The organism is Dietzia sp. IBK-p2-15D (genome assembly GCF_057773105.1).
In genome coordinates this window covers 43,942-64,272 of the sequence record NZ_JBYMTK010000006.1, presented here as the reverse complement: position 1 = coordinate 64,272, position 20,331 = coordinate 43,942, and the positions used below count along the sequence as shown (strand labels likewise).

General features: G+C 72.2%; 16 protein-coding genes. 3 read left to right on the top strand and 13 right to left on the bottom strand.

Translation table 11 applies throughout. From position 1 onward, the window contains the following. Positions 1-17: 17 nt before the first annotated feature. From AC3DEV_RS09690 to AC3DEV_RS09675, 4 genes are read right to left on the bottom strand one after another with little or no spacing between them, the layout of a single operon-like run. On the bottom strand, positions 18-1,193 hold the full coding sequence (locus AC3DEV_RS09690) for a cytochrome P450 (protein ID WP_488371957.1): 1,176 nt from the start codon (positions 1,191-1,193) through the stop codon (positions 18-20). A 57-nt stretch (positions 1,194-1,250) separates the two neighbouring features. Beyond that, a complete protein-coding gene (locus AC3DEV_RS09685) occupies positions 1,251-2,489 on the bottom strand; it encodes an MFS transporter (RefSeq protein WP_488371956.1) in 1,239 nt (412 codons plus the stop codon). Next, positions 2,438-4,258, bottom strand: coding sequence for an FAD-binding dehydrogenase (locus tag AC3DEV_RS09680; protein ID WP_488371955.1), 1,821 nt, complete (start codon positions 4,256-4,258; stop codon positions 2,438-2,440). Before AC3DEV_RS09680 ends, AC3DEV_RS09685 begins: the two co-directional genes overlap by 52 nt. Before the next feature lie 18 nt (positions 4,259-4,276). Next, a complete protein-coding gene (locus AC3DEV_RS09675) occupies positions 4,277-5,035 on the bottom strand; it encodes an AAA family ATPase (RefSeq protein ID WP_488371954.1) in 759 nt (252 codons plus the stop codon). A gap of 37 nt (positions 5,036-5,072) precedes the next feature. Here AC3DEV_RS09675 and AC3DEV_RS09670 point away from each other — a divergent pair, with 37 nt between their 5' ends. The 3 genes from AC3DEV_RS09670 to AC3DEV_RS09660 are packed head-to-tail and all read left to right on the top strand — an operon-like array spanning position 5,073 to position 7,429. Further along, entirely contained in the window at positions 5,073-5,888 is an 816-nt protein-coding gene (locus tag AC3DEV_RS09670; RefSeq protein WP_488371953.1) for an MBL fold metallo-hydrolase, read from the top strand. Further along, a complete protein-coding gene (locus AC3DEV_RS09665) occupies positions 5,889-6,782 on the top strand; it encodes a Sir2 family NAD-dependent protein deacetylase (RefSeq protein ID WP_488371952.1) in 894 nt (297 codons plus the stop codon). 23 nt (positions 6,783-6,805) lie between these two features. After that, complete coding sequence (locus AC3DEV_RS09660; RefSeq protein WP_488371951.1) at positions 6,806-7,429, top strand: carbonic anhydrase; 624 nt, start codon at positions 6,806-6,808, stop codon at positions 7,427-7,429. 39 nt (positions 7,430-7,468) lie between these two features. Here the strand turns inward: AC3DEV_RS09660 and proB are convergent, their stop codons facing one another. The 9 genes from proB to AC3DEV_RS09615 all read right to left on the bottom strand — a co-directional run bounded on the left by proB (position 7,469) and on the right by AC3DEV_RS09615 (position 20,330). Then, positions 7,469-8,584, bottom strand: a complete 1,116-nt coding sequence (gene proB / locus AC3DEV_RS09655) for a glutamate 5-kinase (protein ID WP_488371950.1) — start codon at positions 8,582-8,584, stop codon at positions 7,469-7,471. Beyond that, entirely contained in the window at positions 8,581-10,041 is a 1,461-nt protein-coding gene (obgE, locus tag AC3DEV_RS09650; protein ID WP_067719726.1) for a GTPase ObgE, read from the bottom strand. Before obgE ends, proB begins: the two co-directional genes overlap by 4 nt. 131 nt (positions 10,042-10,172) lie before the next feature. Continuing rightward, positions 10,173-10,436 carry a 50S ribosomal protein L27 gene (rpmA, locus tag AC3DEV_RS09645; protein ID WP_007626965.1) on the bottom strand — a complete coding sequence of 88 codons (264 nt, stop codon included), beginning with the start codon at positions 10,434-10,436 and terminating at the stop codon, positions 10,173-10,175. 69 nt (positions 10,437-10,505) lie between these two features. Next, positions 10,506-10,811: a 50S ribosomal protein L21 gene (gene rplU, locus AC3DEV_RS09640; RefSeq protein ID WP_067719729.1), complete on the bottom strand. Its 306-nt coding sequence runs from the start codon at positions 10,809-10,811 to the stop codon at positions 10,506-10,508. Positions 10,812-11,053: 242 nt separating this feature from the next. Further along, on the bottom strand, positions 11,054-14,827 hold the full coding sequence (locus AC3DEV_RS09635) for an Rne/Rng family ribonuclease (RefSeq protein WP_488371949.1): 3,774 nt from the start codon (positions 14,825-14,827) through the stop codon (positions 11,054-11,056). Between the two features lie 328 nt (positions 14,828-15,155). Continuing rightward, a complete protein-coding gene (gene ndk / locus AC3DEV_RS09630) occupies positions 15,156-15,566 on the bottom strand; it encodes a nucleoside-diphosphate kinase (protein WP_067719736.1) in 411 nt (136 codons plus the stop codon). A gap of 47 nt (positions 15,567-15,613) precedes the next feature. Next, a complete protein-coding gene (locus AC3DEV_RS09625; protein WP_119193196.1) occupies positions 15,614-16,027 on the bottom strand; it encodes a DUF4233 domain-containing protein in 414 nt (137 codons plus the stop codon). Further along, entirely contained in the window at positions 16,024-17,622 is a 1,599-nt protein-coding gene (gene folC, locus AC3DEV_RS09620) for a bifunctional tetrahydrofolate synthase/dihydrofolate synthase (protein ID WP_182640345.1), read from the bottom strand. Before folC ends, AC3DEV_RS09625 begins: the two co-directional genes overlap by 4 nt. Further along, positions 17,619-20,330 carry a valine--tRNA ligase gene (locus AC3DEV_RS09615; protein ID WP_488371948.1) on the bottom strand — a complete coding sequence of 904 codons (2,712 nt, stop codon included), beginning with the start codon at positions 20,328-20,330 and terminating at the stop codon, positions 17,619-17,621. Before AC3DEV_RS09615 ends, folC begins: the two co-directional genes overlap by 4 nt. Position 20,331 lies beyond the last annotated feature (1 nt).

Below are 20,331 nucleotides of genomic sequence, written 5' to 3'. Positions count from 1 at the left end.
CGCCGAGGACCTCCGGTTCACACGGTGAGTCGGAGGCTCCGGAGGCGACGGACCAGAAGACTCTGGTGCCATTCGGTCCGCGACACGTCGATCTCGAGCTCCCCGCCGAGATCGAGGAGGAAGTCGAGTGCGGCGCGGGATTCCACGCGCGCCAGCGCCGCACCCAGGCAGAAGTGGATGCCGCGCCCGAACGACAAGTGCGAGCCCTCATCGCGGTCCGGTCTGAACCGGTCCGGATCCCCGAACCGGTGGGGGTCCCGGTTGGCGCTACCCCACAGGAGGAAGAGGTGGGTGCCCGCGGGGAGAGCGGTCCCGCCGAGTTCGGTGTCCGTGGTGACGTGGCGGTAATGCCCCCGGAAGGGCGCATCCGTTCTCAGTGTCTCCTCGATGAACGGCGAGCGGCGCCCCGGGTCCGACCGGAGTGTGTCGAGGTGCTCGGGGTGCTGCCCCAGGCGCCACACCAGCGTGCCCAGGTGGCCCACGGTGGATTCGATACCCGCCGCCACGAGCTGGACCAGGACCTGCACCGCGGCGTCGTGGGAGATCTCGCCACGCTCCAGCTCACGGGCGAGTGCCCCGAGCACCGAGGCGCCCTGTCCGGCCTCCGCCCCGGTCACCGCGGCCGAGAGGTAGTCGACCAGCTCCCCGGCCGACCGGAGCGAGTCGTCGAACTCGTCGGCCGTGACCATCCCGTCCAACATCCTGGTACTGGCGAACGCCCACTCCCACAGTCGGTCGGCATCCTGTGGCGGCAGCCCCATGAGTTCCGCGATGACGGCGGGCGGGAGACGCTCGGCGATGTCCCTCACCCCGTCGATCCCGCCGTCTCGCCAGCCGTCCGCCCACAGTTCTCGCAGTCGGCGGTCGACGAAGGGCCGCCAGGCTCGCAGTGTGCGCGGGGAGAGGGACGACGTGACCACGCTCCGGTGGGCTCGGTGCACCTGCCCGTCAGCGATCGCCAGCGCGTGGACGGGGGATCCGAGTTCGGCGACGGGGAACTCGGTCACCTCCCCACCGGGGCCCACCACCATCGTCGCGGTGAGGTTGGACGAGAAATCCTCGACCCTGCTCGCGGCCTCCGCGATCAGGTCCCATGACCGGACGGCGTAGAAGCCCGAGTCCCCCACCCGCTCGATTCCCGGCGATGTCCTCGAGGGGTCGAACAGGTCCATGATCTCGTGCGCATCCTGCATACCCGCAACACTCGCGGACCGGTACCCGGCCCACATCGGAATCGCACGTTCCGATGGTCACTCGGCGGGCGCGGGCGACCGGCGTGGGGCTCCGGGGGCCCGGAGCAACACGGCACCGCTGACCCCCGAGACCGCGGCGGAGGCGAGCAGTAGTGCACCGAGGCCCAGGGACGGTATGACGGCCCCGGCGAGCGCAGGCGCGATCACCGAGCTCACGGCGCCCACCACCAGGCACGCCGTGAAGGCCGCCCCCGCGCGATCGGGGGCCAGTTCCGCCGTCCACACGGCGAGGACCGCCGAACCGGTCATGTACCCCACACCGAAGACGCAGGCGGAGATCACCGTCGCGACCAGGGAGTTCCCCGCCTGACCCAGCAGCGCCAACGAGACCGCGACGGTCACCAGGCACATCGCCGCGACCCGGGCACTGCCCCACCGTTGCGCCATGGCGCCGGTCGCCAGTGCCGTCAGGCCGCTGGCACCGATCAGGACGTAGGCCGCCGGGACGGCGAGCTCCGGCAGGTCCGTGCGGTCGAGGACGTCGGAGGCGTAGGTGAAGTAGATGATGACGACGGCGAAGTAGACGACCGAGTAGCCGGCGGGTACGGGCAGGACCCTGGCCAGGTCCGCGAGCCCGCGCTGACCCCGCGGGCGCGCCACCGGGTCGCTCCGCGGTACCAGGCGCAGGTTGACGACCGCCGCGACGACCGCTGCCGCGGCGACCCCCGCCCACACCAGACGCCAGGATCCCTGGACGGCGAGGACGGCCAGGCCGCCCAGGGCGATCAGCCCGACTCCCGTGCCGGTGGTGATCATCGCCAGAGCCCTGGGCTGGTGTCGGGCGGTCACCGTCCGGGTGACGATGTCCGAGTACGGCGCCCAGACCCAGCCGCCCGCGCTGCCGGCCAGCACCGCGCCCACGGCGAGCAGCCACGGCGACTGCGCGGTCACCACGATGGCGGCACCGAGCGCGCCGCAGACCCCGCCCACGGTGGTCGGTGCGCGCGGTCCACGCCGGGCCGCCAGGGGTCCCGCGAGCAGCAGGCCGGCCAGGTAGCCGACGAACGTGGCGCTGGCGACGAGCCCGAGCACCAGCTCCGGCAGACCGAGGTCCCGGCGGATGTCGGGCAGGGTGAGCCCGTAGACGTACCGCGCCATGCCGAAGGCGACGCCGACGACCGCCGCGCCGGCGATACCGATCCTCGCCGCGGAGAGCGTGCGCTCCTCGCCGCCGCCCGCGCCGATCAGGCCTCCCGCGCCATCGCCCGGCCCGCCTTGAGGCCCGAGAAGATGCACCCGCCGAGGAACGTCCCCTCCAGCGAGTTGTACCCGTGCACGCCGCCGCCGCCGAAGCCGGCGACCTCGCCCGCCGCGTACAGACCCGGGAAGGGCTCGCCGCCGGGGGTCAGGCACTGGGAGTCGAGGGTCGTCTCGATGCCGCCGAGCGTCTTGCGGGTCATGAGGTGCACCTTGACCGCGATGAGCGGGCCGCCGGAGCCGGCCGCCGAGCCCGTGCCCTGCCCCGAGTCCCTGAGCAGCCGGTGCGGCTTGGCCAACCGGGTGAGCTTGTCGGTGAGGACGCGCCGGGCGTTGTGGATGGCCTGTACCTGGGCGTCCTTGGCGAACGGGTTGTCCATCTGCCCGTCCATCGCCAGGACGAACTCGCGCACCCTCTCCACGTCGAGCTCCGGCTCCCCGTCGCGCAGCAGCGAGTTCATGCCGGCGACCATCTCCTCCAGGGTGTCCGCGACCACCCAGTCGACGCCCTTCTCGGCGAACTCGGCGATCGATGGCGGCAGTCCGCTTCCGGCCTTGGAGGCGAACTTCTTGATGCTCTTGTCCGTGAGCTCGGGGTTCTGCTCGGAGCCGGAGAGGATGAACTCCTTGCTGGCAATCGACGAGTCGAGGATGAACCAGGAGTAGTCCCGGCCGGTGCGGCGGATGGCCTCGATGGACGCCGTGGTGTGGAACCCCGGGAACAGCGGCACCGGCATCCTGTCGCCGTTCGCGTCCAGCCACAGGGTGGACGGCCCGGGGATGATGCGGATCGCGTGCGAGGGCCACACGGGCGCGTAGTGCTCGACGCCCTCGGTGTAGTGCCACATCCTGTCCCGGTTGATGAGGTTGGCCCCGGCCACCGCGGAGATCTCCAGGATCCGGCCGTCCACGTGCTCGGGCACCCCCAGGATCAGGCGCTCGGGAGCGTCGCCGAGCCGGTCCGCGGGCCAGTACCGACGAACGAGGTCGGGGTTGCCGCCGATACCGCCGGAGGCGAGGAGCACCGCCCCGGCCCGGAACTCGAACGCGCCGGTCTCCTCGCGCGGAGAGGCCACACCCCGGTCGTGGTCGCAGGGCACGAGGATCGCGCCGCGCACGCCGACGGCGCGACCGTCCTCGACCACGATCTCGTCCACCCGGTGACGTACGGCGAAGCGCACGAGCCCGGCCCGGGCGGCCTCCAGAACGGGTTCCTCGAACACCCGCACCACCTCGGGCCCGGTCCCCCAGGTCACGTGGAAGCGCGGGACGGAGTTGCCGTGCCCGGCCACGTCGCCGCCGCCGCGCTCGGCCCAGCCGACGGTGGGGATGATCCGCAGGCCCAGGTCGTGGAGGTACCGCCGCTTCTCCCCCGCGGCGAACTCGACATAGGCACGCGCCCACTGCCGCGGCCAGTGGTCCTCCGGCCGGTCGAAGCCGGCGGAGCCCAGCCAGTCCCGCCACGCCAATTCGAGCGAGTCGGAGATCCCGATCCGCCGCTGCTCCGGGGTGTCCACGAGGAACAGTCCGCCGAGGGACCAGAACGCCTGACCGCCGAGGTTCTTCTCGTTCTCCTGGTCCACCACGAGCACCTTCTTGCCCGCGCGGGTCGCCTCGTGGGTGGCGACCAGTCCGGACAGACCGTGCCCCACGACGATCACGTCCGGGGTGAAGCCCGGCTCCGGCGCGGGAAGCGGTCCGGTGTTGGCCGCCCGTGACGCCGATGGCGGCTGCCACTCCGGATAGACGGGGTGGACGGGCCGGGCCTCGCCGGTGGTGCGGTGCGATCGGGACTCAGAGCGGCTCATGCGCCCCAGTGTGCCCGGTCACTCCGACAGGTGGCGCAGATACCGTTCCGGCGCGTCGAGATAGCGCCGGTGGTGGTCGACCATCGCCAGATCCTCCCACCGGGTGCGGTGCATCCCGGCGTCGGAGAGCTCGTACACCGCGGCGCCGGGCACCGAGGCCAGGATCGGCGAGTGGGTGGCCATGAGCACCTGCGCCCCGCGCCGGTCGGCCAGCTCGAGCAGCAGGGCGACCAGTCTGAGTTGGGCGTCGAAGGACAGCCCGGCCTCGGGCTCGTCCAGCACGAACAACCCGCCTCCGGAGAACCGCGAGGTGGTGACGATGTCCCAGAACGCCTCACCGTGGCTGCGGGAGTGGAAGTCCTGCTCCGGGCCCGAGGACTGCAGGTAGGTGAACATGCCGTGCATGGTCTCGGCGCGCAGGAAGTAGCCCCACTTCGGCGCGCCCCCGCCCCGGACCAGCCGCAGTGAGTCGTGCAGCGGGGACTCCGACTCCCAGGTGACGTCACGGCCGTTGACCGACCCGCCCTCGGCGCCGAGCCCGTACGCCATGGCGACGGCCTCGACGATCGTCGACTTGCCGGCGCCGTTCTCCCCCACGAGCACGGTGAGGTCGTCGAGTTCGAGTCCCTCGCGCAACAGCTGGGCCACCGCCGGGATCGAGTACGGCCACCGCCCCGCCCCGGCCGACACGGGCTCGGCCCGCTCGTCCACGCCCCCGTCGCGCTGCCGCTCGACGCGTACCACCGGTCGTGGATCGAGCACTCCACCTGCGGCCATGCCACGCACCCTACCGTCGGTCGGTACCGTTTCTCCCATGCGGATCCACCAGCTCAACTGCGGCACGATGGGGGGCCTCGTTCCGACGCGCGTGCTGCTCGTGGAGGCCCCGGACGGGCTCGTGCTGGTGGATTCCGGGATCGGGTTGCAGGACATCGCCGATCCGGCCGGCCGCCTCGGTGCGATGCGTCACGCGCTGCGCCCGGCGCTGCGCACCGGCGAGACCGCGGTCCGCCGCATCGAGACGCTGGGCCTGGATCCGCGGGACGTGCGGCACATCGTGCTGACCCACATGGACGCCGACCACATCGGTGGGCTCGCCGACTTCCCGGACGCGCAGGTGCACGTCGCTGCCCAGGCGCTGACGTGGGCGGTGCGCACGCCGCGGTTCGTCGAGCGCCGCCGGTACCGCCGCCCCCAGTGGTCGCACGGGCCGCGGTTCGTCGAGTACTCCTACGGGACCGACCGGTGGGAGGGCTTCCGGGCGCACCCCCTGGACCATGTCGCCGAGGGGATGATGCTGGTGGACCTGCCGGGCCACGCGGTGGGTCACGCCGGGGTGTTGGTGCCCGGCGGCGGCCGCACCGGTGGTGTCGGGGACCACGACCGCGTCCACGGCAACGACGACGACGACAAAGACCTCCTCCACGCCGGGGACGCCTTCTACCACCGGGGACAGATCGGTCCGACGGGTCGCGTGCCGCGGCCGATCCCCGTCATGGAACGCGCCCTGGCCCTGGAGCCGGGCGCGGTGTCCCCGACGCACGCCAGGCTCGCCGGGTTGGCCCGGCGCCGCCGGGACACCCTCGACGTGGTGTGCGCGCACGATCCCTCGGGCCCCGGGGGCCTGTAGATGGTCAGGATCCGTGAGACCGCCTGGACGCCGGCCGAGCGCACGGAGGCGGACCCGGACCTGCCCGACCGGGCGGCGGCACTCGCCGAACTCCTGCGGGGGCGGCGGGCGGTGGTGCTCACCGGCGCCGGGATCTCGACCCCGTCGGGCATCCCCGACTATCGCGGCCCCGATTCGCCCGGTCGGACCCCGATGACGTTCCAGCAGTTCGTGGGCGACCCCACGTTCCGCCGGCACTACTGGGCGCGCAACCACCTCGGTTGGCGGCACATGGAGGCCGCGCGACCCAACGCCGCGCACCTCCTGCTCGCCGACTGGGAGCGTCGCGGCCTGGTCACCGGGGTGATCACCCAGAACGTGGACCTGTTGCACCTCAAGGCGGGCAGCCGCCGTCTCGTGGACCTGCACGGGACCTACGCCGTGGTCATCTGCCTGGACTGCGGCCTGCGACAGAGCCGGTGGGCTCTGCACGAACAGCTCGAACGCCTCAACCCCGGCTTCATCGAACGCGTGACCTCCCGCGGGGCGATCGAGGTGGCGCCGGATGCCGACGCCGTCCTGGCCGAGACCTCCGACTTCCGCATGGTCGACTGTCGGGCCTGCTCGGGAGTCCTCAAACCGGACATCGTCTACTTCGGCGAGAACGTCCCCGCCTCCCGTGTCCACGCGGCGAACGACCTCGTGGACTCCTCTGACGTCCTCGTCGTCGTCGGCTCCTCCCTGACCGTCCGCTCCGGATACCGGTTCGTACGGCGTGCGGTGACCACCGGCACGCCCGTCGCGGTGGTCAACCGCGGCCGCACCCGCGCGCACGACGAGGCCACCCTGACGATCGACGGCGACTGCGTGGAGGTCCTCGAGCTGACAGATGCGGCCCTGCCGCACCACGGGTGAGCGTCGAGGAGCAAAATAGGGCAATGCAGATCGCAAAGACACCGGAGACCGCACTGGCCCGACTACTCCGCGGCAACGCCCGCTACGTGGCCGGGGAGAACCTCAACGAGCACAAAGACCCCTCTCGGCGCACCGAGCTCGCCGGCCAGCAGAATCCGTTCGCGCAGGTGTTCGGCTGCGCCGACTCACGCGTCCCCGCCGAGGTCGTCTTCGACCAGGGGCTCGGCGACCTGTTCGTGATCCGCAACGCCGGCCACATCGTGGACTCGTCGGTGCTCGGGGCGATCGAGTTCGGGATCGAGGCCCTGAACATCCCGCTGACCCTCGTGCTGGGACACACCTCGTGCGGTGCGGTGGGCGCCACGATCACCGCCATCGACACGCACTCCACCCCGTCCGGCTACCTGCGCGACGTGGTCGAGCGGATCTCGCCGGCCGTGTTCGAGGCGCGGCGCGACCCGGACGCCGGGTACGACGACGTGGTGGTGGAGAACGTCCGCCACACCGTCACCGCGATCCGGCAGAAGTCGGCCGCCGTCGACCGCGCGATCACCGAGGGCCGCACCGCGATCGTCGGCGCGATCTACAACCTCGAGGAGGGGACCGTCACCCCGGTCCACACCGAGGGGACCGTCACGGACGGCTGAGCGCGGGCCGACCGGGGCCGCCGGCCGGATCAGCGCTGGTCAGACCGGGACGAGGTCGTCGGCGTGCACCAACGGGCGCCCCTGACCGGAGCCGGTGCCGCCCGCCGCCCGGTCGGCCAACCGGGCGCGGACCTCGACCGAGTCGTACTGGGCGATCCCGCGGGCGACCACCCGGCCGTCGACGTCGTGCATCTCGATGACGTCGCCGAAGTGGAACAGCCCGTCCACCCCGGCCACCCCGGCCAGTAGCAGGGAGCGCCGCGAGCCGGTCACCGCCCGGACCGCTCCGTCGTCCAGCAGGACCGCCCCGCGGGCGTCCGCGGCGTGCCGGACCCAGAAGCGCCGGGCGGTCATCCGCTCGGGCCGGGCCGCGAAGACCGTGCCCACCGCCGGGTCTGCGGCGAGGGCCTGCGGCGCCAACTCGGCGGCCGTGAGCAGGACCGGGATGCCCGCGTCCGCGGCCAGACGGGCGGCGGCGAGCTTGGAGGCCATGCCGCCGGTCCCCAGGGCACCGCCGGCACCGGCGATCACGCCGTCGAGGTCGCCCTCGCCGCCGACCATGGTCACCGCGCTGGCCCCGCCCTTGCGCGGGTCGGAGTCGTACAGGGCGTCGACGTCCGAGAGCAGGATGAGGGCGTCGGCGCTGATGAGGTGCGCGACCAACGCGGCGAGCCGGTCGTTGTCGCCGAACCGGATCTCGTTGGTGGCCACGGTGTCGTTCTCGTTGATCACCGGCACCGCGTGCAGGGTGCGCAGGCGATCGAGGGTCCGCTGGGCGTTGGCGGCGCTGTCCCGCCGGCCGATGTCGGCGGCCGTGAGCAGGACCTGACCCACCACGCGGTCGAAGCGGGCGAACGAGTCGCCCCACGCGCGCGCCAATTCGAGTTGTCCGACGCTGGCCGCGGCCTGCTTCGCGGACAGGGTGCCGGGGCGGGTGGTCATCCCCAGTGGCGCCATGCCGGCGCCGATTGCACCGGAGGAGACGACGAAGACGTCCGACCCCGCGGCCATCCGCGACTGGCAGACGTCGGCGAGTGCGTCGAGTTCGGCCCGCCGGATCCCGCCGTGGAAACTGGTGATGGCCGACGAGCCGATCTTGACCACCACGCGGCGGGCCGCGCCGATACGACGGCGCAACTCCCGCTCCTTGGTCACTCCAGGATCTCCTCGTCCGGGTCGATCAGGCCGCGGCGCACCCGCTTGCGGTACTTGCGCTCGGTGGCGCCGATCCGCTCGTCGGACTCGAGCCGGATGTCGGTGCCACGCCCGGTGCGCATGAGGTCGACGCCGGCCGGGGTCTGCGGCTCCCACTCGAACGAGACGTCACCGATGGTGACGGTGCAGCCCTCCGTGGCGCCGGCCTTGATGAGCGCCTCCTCGACCCCGATCCGGGCCAGCCGGTCGGCGAGGAAGCCCACGGCCTCGTCGTTGTCGAACTCGGTCTGGCGGATCCACCGCTCGGGCTTGGCCCCGGTGACGATGAACGCGCCGCGGTCGGCGGGATCCGGGCGGACGCGGAACTCCTCGACGTCCACCGCCTTGGGGCGGATGACGATCCGTTCGGGCGCGGCGGGCGGGTTGGCTTTACGGTGTGCCTTGATCAGCTCGTACAGGCCGTACCGCAGCTCGTCGAGCCCCTTGTGGGCCACCGCGGAGATCGCGTAGACGGGCCACCCCTTGGCCTCGAAGTGCTCGCGCACCATCTCCGCCATGTCGGCGGCGTCGGGCACGTCGATCTTGTTGAGCACGACCACGCGGGGGCGGTCTGCCAGGTCGCCGATCCCGGCGTCGGTCAGTTCGGACCGGTAGGCGGCGAGCTCGGCCTCGAGGGCGTCCACGTCGGAGATCGGGTCCCGGTCGGACTCGAGGTTCGCGCAGTCCACCACGTGGGCCAGCACGGCGGTGCGCTCGATGTGACGCAGGAAGTCCAGACCCAGGCCCCTGCCCTCGCTGGCGCCGGGGATGAGGCCGGGCACGTCGGCGATGGTGAAGGTGTCGTCGCCGACCGAGACCACGCCGAGGTTCGGTGCCAGGGTCGTGAAGGGGTAGTCGGCGATCTTGGGCTTGGCCGCCGAGAGCACCGAGACCAGGGAGGACTTCCCGGCGGACGGGAAGCCGACAAGTCCGACGTCGGCCATGGACTTGAGCTCGAGCGTGAGGTCGCGGACCTCGCCGGGCTCGCCGAGCAGCGCGAAGCCGGGGGCCTTGCGGGCCCGGGAGGCCAGGGCGGCGTTGCCCAGCCCGCCCTTGCCGCCCTCGGCAGCGACGAAGCGGGTGCCGACACCGGTGAGGTCGGCCAGCACCTCGCCGTCCTCGTCGAGGACGACGGTGCCGGGCGGCACCGACAGCACGAGGTCGGCGCCCTGGGCTCCGTTGCGGTTGGCGCCCATACCCGGCTGGCCCCGGCCCGCGCGGGCGTGGGGCCGGAAGTGGAAGTCGAGCAGGGTGTGGACCTGGGGGTCCACGACGAGGACGACGTCGCCGCCGTGCCCGCCGTTGCCGCCGTCGGGGCCGCCGAGGGGCTTGAACTTCTCGCGGTGCACCGAGGTGCAGCCGCGGCCGCCGTCCCCCGCTGCGAGGTGGAGCACTACGCGGTCGATGAATCTCGACATGGTGGGGACTCCTCCGGGTGACGGGTGGTGACGGGCGGGGTGGTGCAAATACTCTCGGGGGCCGGGTGTGAGGTCTTGACGACCCCGCCCGGCCCCCGAGGGCTGTTCATGAAAGTGGTCGGCTGGGAGGCTCAGGCCTCGGCGCCGGCCGGCACGATGTTCACGGTCTTGCGACCGCGCTTGGTGCCGAACTCCACCGCACCGGCGGAGAGGGCGAACAGGGTGTCGTCGCCACCACGGCCGACGTTGACGCCCGGGTGGAACTTGGTGCCGCGCTGGCGCACCAGGATCTCACCGGCGTTGACCTCCTGGCCGCCGAACCGCTTGACGCCGAGGCGCTGTGCGTTGGAGTCACGACCGTTACGGGTGCTGGATGCGCCCTTCTTACTTGCCATGTCCGAGTCCCTCCTTCAGGGAGCACGCCCGAGGGCGCTGAGCTGGTGGCCTGAGCGGCCGGAGATGGATTACTTGATACCGGTGATCTTGACGACCGTCAGCTTCTGACGGTGGCCCTGACGCTTGTGGTACCCGGTCTTGTTCTTGAACTTGTGGATCCGGATCTTCGGTCCCTTGGTCTGCTCGACGATCTCGCCGGAGACGGTGACCTTGGCCAGGGCGTCGGCGTCGGAGGTGACGGCCGAACCGTCGACCACGAGGATCGGGGACAGCGACACGGAGGTTCCGGCCTCGCCCTCGATCTTCTCGACCTTGACGTGGTCCCCTTCGGCGACCTTGTACTGCTTGCCGCCGGTCTTGACGATCGCGTACATCGAGGGCTTCCCCTTGCTTCTCGGGTGTGCGGCCGCCTGGGGCGACCACACCTGGTGTGCGGTGTTCTCTCTTGCTCGCCGACTCGCGTCGGTCGAGGGTCGCGGGCCCCGGAACCGTTCCCGGTCCCGTCGCGCGACTCCTCGCGCCACGACATAGCGCCGCGACGAGCGACCTGTCAAGGTTACGGTCCGGCGGCACAGCAGGTCAAACCGACCGTGCCGCCGGCCCGCGGCCAGGTGCGTCAGTCGCCCGCGGGGGCGGTCGTCGTCCTGGTGGCACGTCGCCTCGCGGGCCGCGTGCGCGGCTCGGCGACCACGGTGGTGGGTGCCTCCGCCAGGGGCGCGGCCTCGACCTTCGCCACCGGATCGGCCGGTGCGGCCTGCGGCGGGGTATCGGCCCCGGCGGCGCCCGCCTCGCGGCGGGTGGACCGCCTGCGGGGGCGACGCCCGCCCGGGGCCTGACCCGTCGGCCCGGAGTCCGGACCCGCCGTGTCCGGACCCGGGGTGGAGACCTGCTCCACGACGGTCTCCGCCTCGGCCACCACGGCGGCCTCGGACTGCGGGGTGTCGGTCACCTCGGCCGCAGCGGCGTCCTCGGCCGCTGTCGTCGGCGCCGGAGCACTGCTCGTGGCCCGCCTCGCTGCCCGGCGGCGACGCGCCGGCCGCGTGGTCCCGGCGGCGTCCGCCGAGTCGGGCTCGGCGGTCCCCGGCGTCGGCGTCGGCTCGGCGGTCTGCTCCGCGGTGGGAGCGGTCGGCGTCTCCGCGGTGGGCGCGGTCACGACCTCGGGGGTCGCGGCCCCCCTGGCATCGGCTGCCTCGGTCCCGGCTGCCGGGGTCTCGGCTGCCCGGGTCTCGGGCGCCGCGCCACGGCCCCCGTCGGTGCGGGTGCCACCCTCGGCGTGCGACCCGGCCGCGCTGTCCGCGTCGGCGTCGGCCTCGCCGTTCTGCCGTGAGATCGCGAGCGCGGCCGGGTGCGCGGCCGGCGCGGGGCCGTCCTTGCGCGGGGCCTGCTTGGGCGCGGGCGCCTCGGACTCCCCCGAGCCCTTGCCGTTGCCACCCTTGCGACGGCCGCGGCGGCCACCGGGCTCGTCAGCGTTGTGCGACTCGGTGTGCAGCGGGTCCGCGTGCACGATCAGCCCGCGGCCCTGGCAGTGCTCGCACGGGGTGGAGAACGCCTCGACCAAACCGGTACCGAGCTTCTTGCGGGTGAGCTGCACCAGCCCCAGCGACGTGACCTCGGAGACCTGGTGCCGGGTGCGGTCGCGCCCCAGCGCCTCGGTGAGGCGCCGCAGCACGAGGTCGCGGTTGGACTCGAGCACCATGTCGATGAAGTCGATGATCACCATCCCGCCGACGTCGCGCAGGCGCAACTGGCGGACAATCTCCTCGGCGGCCTCGAGGTTGTTCTTGGTGACGGTCTCCTCGAGGTTGCCGCCGGAGCCGGTGTACTTGCCGGTGTTGACGTCGATGACGGTCATCGCCTCGGTGCGGTCGATCACCAGCGAGCCGCCGGAGGGCAGCCACACCTTGCGGTCGAGCGCCTTGGCCAGCTGCTCGTCCACGCGATAGGTGGCGAACACGTCCACATCCGGGTTGTCGTACCGCTCCACGCGCTCCGTCATCTCGGGCGCGACCCGCGAGACGTAGTCGTGCACCGTGTCCCAGGATGTCTCGCCCTGGATGACGAGCTTGGAGAAGTCCTCGTTGAACAGGTCGCGGACGACCTTGACCAGCAGGTCCGGCTCCTCGTACAGGGACACGGGCGTGCCGGCCCCGGAGTCGGTGCGCTTGGCGGCAGCCTCCGAGATCTCGGTCCACTGGGCGGCGAGACGCTCGACGTCGCGGCCGATCTCCTCCGCGCTGACGCCCTCGGCGGCGGTGCGGATGATGACGCCGGAGCCCTCCGGCACGACCTCCTTGAGGATCGCCTTGAGGCGGCGACGCTCGGTGTCGGGCAACTTGCGCGAGATGCCGGTGGAGTTGCCGTCCGGCACGTACACGAGGAAGCGCCCGGCCAGCGAGATCTGCGTGGACAGGCGGGCACCCTTCTGCCCGATCGGGTCCTTGGTGACCTGCACCAGCACCATGTCGCCGGACTTGAGCGCCTGCTCGATCCGCCGGGCCTTGCCACCGAGCCCGGCGGCCTCCCAGTTGACCTCGCCGGCGTACAGGACGCCGTTGCGGCCGCGCCCGATGTCGACGAACGCCGCCTCCATGCTGGGCAGCACGTTCTGCACACGGCCGAGGTAGACGTTGCCGACCATCGAACGCGCCGATTCGGTGGTGACGAAATGCTCCACGAGGACCTTGTCCTCGAGTACGCCGACCTGGGTCATGACGCCCTTGCCGTCGCCGCGCTGCTTCTCGCGGACCACCATGACGCGGTCCACGGCCTCGCGGCGGGCGAGGAACTCGGACTCGGAGAGGATCGGCTGGCGACGACGACCGGCCTCGCGGCCGTCGCGGCGGCGCTGGCGCTTGGCCTCGAGCCGCGTGGAGCCGGTGATGCCCTGGACCTCGTCGGACGACGTGCCCGGGCCCTGTCCCCCGCGTCCGGAGCGACGGCGGGCCTCGCGTTCGTGGACCTCGGTCTGGGGCGGGTCGTCGTTGGACGTCTGGGTGTCGTCGGAGCCGGAGCTCCCACTGCGACGACGACGACGGCGACGGCGCCTCGAACCCGACGGACCGTTCCCCGAGTCGTCCGAATCGTCACCGTCGGCGTCACCCGGACCGGACTGCCCGTCGGAGTCGTCGGCGGACCGGTCGTCGGTCTCAGCGGCGGAATCGGGACGGGCGTCGGAGCTCCCGTCATCGCTGCCGGAGGTCTCGTCCGGGGCGTCGTCGCGCTGGTCGCTGCCGCGCTGGTCGTCGCCGCGCTGGTCTCCGTCGTCCGACGACTCGGTCCCGGTGTTCTCGCCGTTCTGGTCGTCGCCGGCCTCGCCGCGCCCGCGCCCACGCCCACGACGGCCCCGACGGCGACGACGGGCCCCGCCGTCACCGGAGTCGGACTGGTCCGTGGCGCGGCCGTCGTCGGATCCCTGCTCCTGCCCGTCCTGCTCGACCTGCGCGTCCTCGGCGGGAGGGGTGGGGGCGGTGTCGGGGGCGGTCTCGGTGCGGGCCCGGCCCTGGGTCTGGCCCTGGGTCTGGCCCTGGCCGCGGCGGCCGCGGGGCTCGTCGCCCGAACGGGTGTCCGCCTGCGTCTGCGCGGGAGCCTCGTCGGGCGAGAGGAACAGCGGAGAGAACGACGGGGTCGCGGTGGACCGACGCCGACGGTTGCCCGACTCCTCCGACCCCACCTCGCCGGTGACGATCGCGATCTCGGGCAGCGCCGGGCGGTTCCGACCGCTCGTCCCGCCTCCCCCGGTCCCTGCGGACTCGTCCGCGGAGCCCTGTACGGACTTCTTCCCGGTCCTCGTGCCGGACTTCTCCGCGGACCTGGAGGCGGACTTCTCGGCGTCCGTGGCCTTCTCGGCGGTCTTCTCGGCTGTGGTCTTGCGCGCCGGGCTCTTCCTGCCGGACGCCTTCTTCGCGGGAGCGGTCTCCGTCGCCGCCGTCCCGCCCGTCGCCGACTCTGCAGCAGGCGCCTCGGCCGGCATCGTCTCAGCGGCGGTCGGCTCAGCCGACGCCGGGTCGGCGGGCACCTCTGCGGTGGGGGTCTTCTCGGCGGTCTTCCCGGCGGGCGCCTTGGCCGCCCTCTTGGCGGCGGCCTTCTTCGCGGGGGCCTTCCGGGCGGGGGCGTCGGTCGCGGACGCCTCGGCCACCGGCGCCTGGGCACCGGTGTCCCCTGCCGGCGCAGCACCGGGCGCCGTCCCCGTGTCCTGCCCGCGGCTGGTGAACCAGTCGAGCAGCACCTGCCGGGTCACCCCGGACTGGGCGCTCTTGATCTCCACGCCGATCCCGGCCATGGCGGTCAGGAATTCCCTGCTGCTCATGCCCACGGCCCTGGCGGCCGCGTGCGCGCGCATCCTCTCGGGAAGCGCGTTGATGTCGTCGATTGTCAGGTTCGGATCCGACACGTGTCTCCTCCGGCCGGACTCCGGGCGCGATCACGTCACCGGATACCGGTGACCCACGCCGCCGCACGGGGTCGGGCGTCTTCTTGTCTGGGCCCCACCGGGGTGGGGCGACGTCTTGTGGTCCGCGGCACCGGGACGAACCGGGCCACGGGTGGCGGGCGCCCGTTCCGGGGCGGACTGGTGGTCCACTCGCCAGGATGGGCTTCGACCATTCTCCCACACCCGCCGCCGAAACGTCGTCGCCCGGCACCACCGAACGCAAACGCGCCCGCCGGGCCTCAGGGCCGACGGGCGCGCGCAGCTCGATCACTGCGGGAGGACGGGGGATCTACAGACCGGGGAACCAGAGCGCGATCTCACTGGCGGCGGACTCCTCGGAGTCCGAGCCGTGGACGAGGTTGAACTGGGTCTCGAGACCGAAGTCGCCACGGATGGAGCCGGGCGCGGCCTTCTCCACCGGGTCGGTGCCCCCGGCGAGCTGACGCCACGCGGCGATCGCCCGGGGTCCCTCGAGCACGCCGGCGACAACCGGACCGGAGGTGATGAACTCGAGCAGGTCCCCGTAGAACGGACGCTCGGAGTGCTCGGCGTAGTGCTCGGCCGCCGTCTCCCTGGACACCTGACGCATGTCCATGGCGACGATCTTGAGGCCCTTGGCCTCGATACGGGCCAGGATGGTCCCGGTCAGCGCGCGCTCGACACCGTCGGGCTTGATGAGGAAGAAAGTTCTCTCGGTCACGAGGGCGATCCTACAAGCCCTGTGTCCACGCCGACCGTCCGGAGCCGTCAGTCGTGCTGGCTGGGCAGATAGCCACCGGCCATCCGGCGGGTCAGGTCCCGGCGCAGGTACAGGATGTACGCCCAGACCGCGGCGAACATGAGCCCGCAGACCCCCATCGACCAGTGCACGGCCCAGCCGGCGACGGCCAGACCCGCGAGCGTGAGGTTCAGCGGGATCGCCCAGGGCTTGCGCTGGAGTCCACTGGCCACGAGCATCGCGACCGCGAGGAGGCTGACGAACCACACCTTCCACGGTTGGAAGTGGGCGCCGCCGTCGAGCCGGGCGATGACCGTCAGCACCAGACCGATCACGATCGCCTCGAGGACGAGAGTGCCGGCCATGATGCCCCGCAGCCCCTTCCACGGGTCCACCGAGGGCTCGTGCGCGGTGCCCCGGGGGCCGGGGGTCGGGTCGGTCACTGTGCGTCCTTTCCGAACAGGCTGCGGGCGGCCCCGGCGGTCACCACGGAACCCGTGATGAGCACGCCGACGCCCGAGACGTCGTCGTCCGCGGTCGGATCCGGGACCCCGACCAGGTCGAGGGCCGCGCTGACCGCGTCGGGCAGGGTGTCCACGACGTGGACGCGCTGGGCGGTGAACCGCTCCTCGGCGATGCGAGCGAGGTCGCCCGGGTCCATCGCGCGCGGTGAGGCGGCCCGAGTGACGACGACCTCCTCCACCACCGGCTCGAGTGCGGCGAGAAACGCGTCGGCGTCCTTGCCGTCGAGCATCGCGACCACGGCGACCAGCCGCTTGAAGTCGAACTCCGAGGTGACAGCCTCGGCGAGTGCGCGTCCGCCGTGCCCGTTGTGGGCGGCGTCCACCAGGACGGTGGGGCTGGAGCTGAGCCGCTCGAGGCGCCCGGGATTGTCGACCGCCGCGAAGCCGGCACGGATGAGTTCCGGGTCCAGGGCCCTGTCCGGGCCCGCGCCGAAGAACGCCTCGACGGCCGCGAGCGCGGTCGCGGCGTTCTCGGCCTGGTGCTCCCCGAACAGCGGGAGGAACACCTCGGGGTACTCGCCCCCGAGGCCTCGCAGGGTGAGCTGCTGGCCTCCGACGGCGACCCGCCGTTCGACCACGTCGAACTCCGAACCGAGGCGGGCGACGACCGCGCCCACCTCCACGGCGCGACGCAACAGGACGTCCATGGCCTCGGGCTCCTGGCGCCCGATCACGGCGATCGGGTCACGCGGCAGCAGATCGTCCTCCGGGCCCGGCTGGATGATCCCGGCCTTCTCCCCCGCGATCGTCGCGAGGTCCTCGCCCAGGTAGTCGGTGTGGTCCAGGCCGACGGGGGTGATCACGGCGACGGCGGGCCGGACCACGTTCGTGGCGTCCCACGTCCCGCCCATCCCCGTCTCCACGACCGCCACCTCGACCGGTGCGTCGGCGAACGCGGCGAACGCCATCGCGGTCAGCACCTCGAAGTAGCTCATCCGTGGGCCGCCGGCCTCCTCGGACCGCTGGTCGACGAGCTCGAGATAGGGCTGGAGTTCGCGGTAGGTGTCCACGAAGGTGCGGGCGGTGACCGGCTCCCCGTCGAGCGCGATGCGCTCGGTGACGCTCTGCAGGTGGGGGCTGGAGTTGCGTCCGGTGCGCTGGTGCAGGGCCCGCAGCAGCGCGTCGACCATCCGCGTGACCGATGTCTTGCCGTTGGTGCCCGCCACGTGGACCACGGGGTACGCGTGCTGCGGATCGCCGAGCACGGACATCAGCTCGGCGATCCGGTCCAGGCTCGGCTCGAGGCGGGACTCCGGCCAGCGGGTCGTCAGTTCCTCCTCGACCGCGGCCAGGTCGGCCGCGTCGGCCTGCCATTCGGGGCTGCCGACCTCGGGGACCGGGCGCGGCGGCAGGTGATCGTCGCCGTCGCCGTCCTCGTCACCCGGGATCGGACCACCGAGCGGGACGCCCGAGACGAGGCCGTCCTCGCCGAGCATCTCGGCGACGTCCTCCTCGGTCGGGGTGTCCCACCCCTCGCTCGGGTCGTGCGGTGGGAGCCACTGTCGATCGCTCACGCGGGGTCACTTCCTACCGGCATCGACTCGAGCCGGGCGGCGATCCGGGCGACCTCGGCCTCGGCGAGGTCGCGGCGACCGCGGATCTTGTCGACGACGTGGTCGGGCGCCTTGCCCAGGAACGCCTCGTTGCCGAGTTTGGCACCGGTGGTCTCGAGTTCCTTGCGGGCGGCGACGAGATCCTTCTCCAACCGGCGTCGCTCGGCGGCGAGGTCGATCGTCCCGGAGGTGTCGATCTCCACGTCCACCGTCGACAACCCGAGCCGGACCTCGAGCGAGGCCGTCGCGGTGAAGTCCTCGGCGGCCGGGGTCAGCCGGGCGAGTGCGCACACCTGGGCGAGCAGGTCCGCCGGCAGGTCGGCGGCGTCGACGCCGGAGATCCGTGCCGGCACCCGCTGACCGGGCTTGAGGCCCTGGTCGGAGCGGAACCGCCGGATCTCCGTGACGAGGGTCTGGGCGTCGGCCACGCGGCGGACCGGCTCCGTGGCGTCATCGGCCGGCGCCACGTCGGTGGGCCAGTCCGCGACCACCACGGACTCCCGCTCGGTCAGTGCCGTCCACAGCGTCTCCGTGACGAACGGGATGACCGGGTGCAGCATCCGCATGAGGACGTCCAACACGTGTCCGAGGACGAGTCTCGTGTTCTCCGCCCGCTCGGACGCGCGCGCGGCGTCGTCCGAACCGAACTGGACCTTCGCGAGCTCGAGGTACCAGTCGCACACCTCGTCCCAGGCGAAGTGGTACAGGGCCTCGCACGCCTTGGAGAACTCGTAGCGGTCCAGCGCGTCGTCGACGCCCACCCGCACCTCCCCGAGGCGATGCAGGATCCACCGGTCGGCGTCGGTGAGCGCGGACGCGGCGGGCAGCTCGCCCACCTTCGCCCCGTTCATCAGCGCGAAGCGGGTGGCGTTGAACAGCTTGGTGGCGAAGTTGCGCGACGCCTGGGCGGCGTCATCCCCGACCGACAGGTCGCCGCCCGGGTTGGCCCCGCGGGCCAGGGTGAAGCGCAGGGCGTCGGCGCCGAAGCGGTCCACCCAGTCGAGCGGGTCGATGCCGTTGCCCTTGGACTTGGACATCTTCTGGCCGTGCTCGTCGCGCACGAGGCCGTGGAGGAAGACGTCGGTGAACGGAACCTTCCCCGGAGCGGCCTTGTCGCCGGTGAGGGTCCGGCCCACGAAGGTGCCGAACATCATCATCCGCGCCACCCAGAAGAAGAGGATGTCGTACCCGGTGACCAGGACGGACGTCGGGTAGAACCGCTCGAGGTCGGCGGTGCGATCGGGCCAGCCCATGGTGGAGAACGGCCACAGTCCGGAGGAGAACCACGTGTCGAGCACGTCGGTGTCCTGGGTGTATCCGGCGGGCGGCTCCTCGCCTGGTCCCACGCAGACCACGTCGCCGTCGGGGCCGTACCAGATCGGGATGCGGTGACCCCACCACAACTGGCGGGAGATGCACCAGTCGTGCATGTCGTCGACCCAGTCGAACCAGCGCGGTTCCTGGCTCGTCGGGTGGATCACCGTGTCACCGTCGCGCACGGCGTCCCCGGCCATCCTCGCCAGTTCCTCGACCCGCACCCACCACTGGAGCGACAGCCGCGGCTCGATCGGCTCGCCGGACCGTTCGGAGTGGCCCACCGAGTGCAGGTACGGACGCACCTCCTTGACGATGCGTCCCTGCTCGGCGAGGTCCTCCCGGACGGCCTTGCGGGCGTCGAAACGGTCCATGCCGTCGTAGCGGGTCCCGGTCCCGGTGATGTGGCCGGTGGCGTCCATGATCGTGGGCATCTCGAGGCCGTGACGCTGGCCGATCGCGAAGTCGTTGGGGTCGTGCGCGGGCGTGACCTTCACCGCGCCGGTCCCGAACTCGGGATCGACATAGTCGTCCGCGACCACGCGCATGGTCCACCCGTCCCGGAACGGGTGCGGGATCTCGGTGCCCACCAGGTGCGCGTAGCGCTCGTCGGAGGGATGGACGGCGATCGCGGTGTCACCGAGCATCGTCTCGAGCCTGGTCGTGGCCACGACCAGGTGCGGCTCGGAGTCGTCCATCGAGCCGTAGCGGAAGCTCACCAGCTCGCCCTCGACGTCCGCGTACTTGACCTCGATGTCCGAGATCGCGGTCTGCAGGGTGGGCGACCAGTTGACCAGTCGCTCGGCGCGGTAGATCAGGCCGTTGTCGTAGAGCTCCTTGAAGATGGTCTGCACCGCGCGCGACAGTCCGTCGTCGAGGGTGAACCGCTCACGCGACCAGTCGACACCGTCGCCGAGGCGACGCATCTGCTCCCCGATGGTCCCACCGGACTCGCGCTTCCATTCCCAGACCTTCTCGATGAACGCGTCGCGGCCGATCTCGTGGCGGTCGATCCCCTCGTCGCGGAGCTTGCGGTCCACGAGGGTCTGCGTGGCGATCCCGGCATGGTCCATGCCGGGCAGCCACAGGACCTCGAAGCCCTGCATGCGCTTGCGCCGCGTGAGCACGTCCATGAGGGTGTGGTCGAGCGCGTGGCCCATGTGCAGGCTGCCCGTGACGTTGGGCGGCGGCAACACCACCGAGTAGGCGGGCTTGTCGCTGGACGGATCGGCCTCGAAGTAGCCGGCCTCCACCCAGCGCTGGTACAGCCCGCCTTCCACCTCACCTGGGTTCCAGGAGGCGGGCAGGGCGTCCGCGCGGTCGGTGTTCGGGGAGGCAGAAGCTGGAGTCGTCACC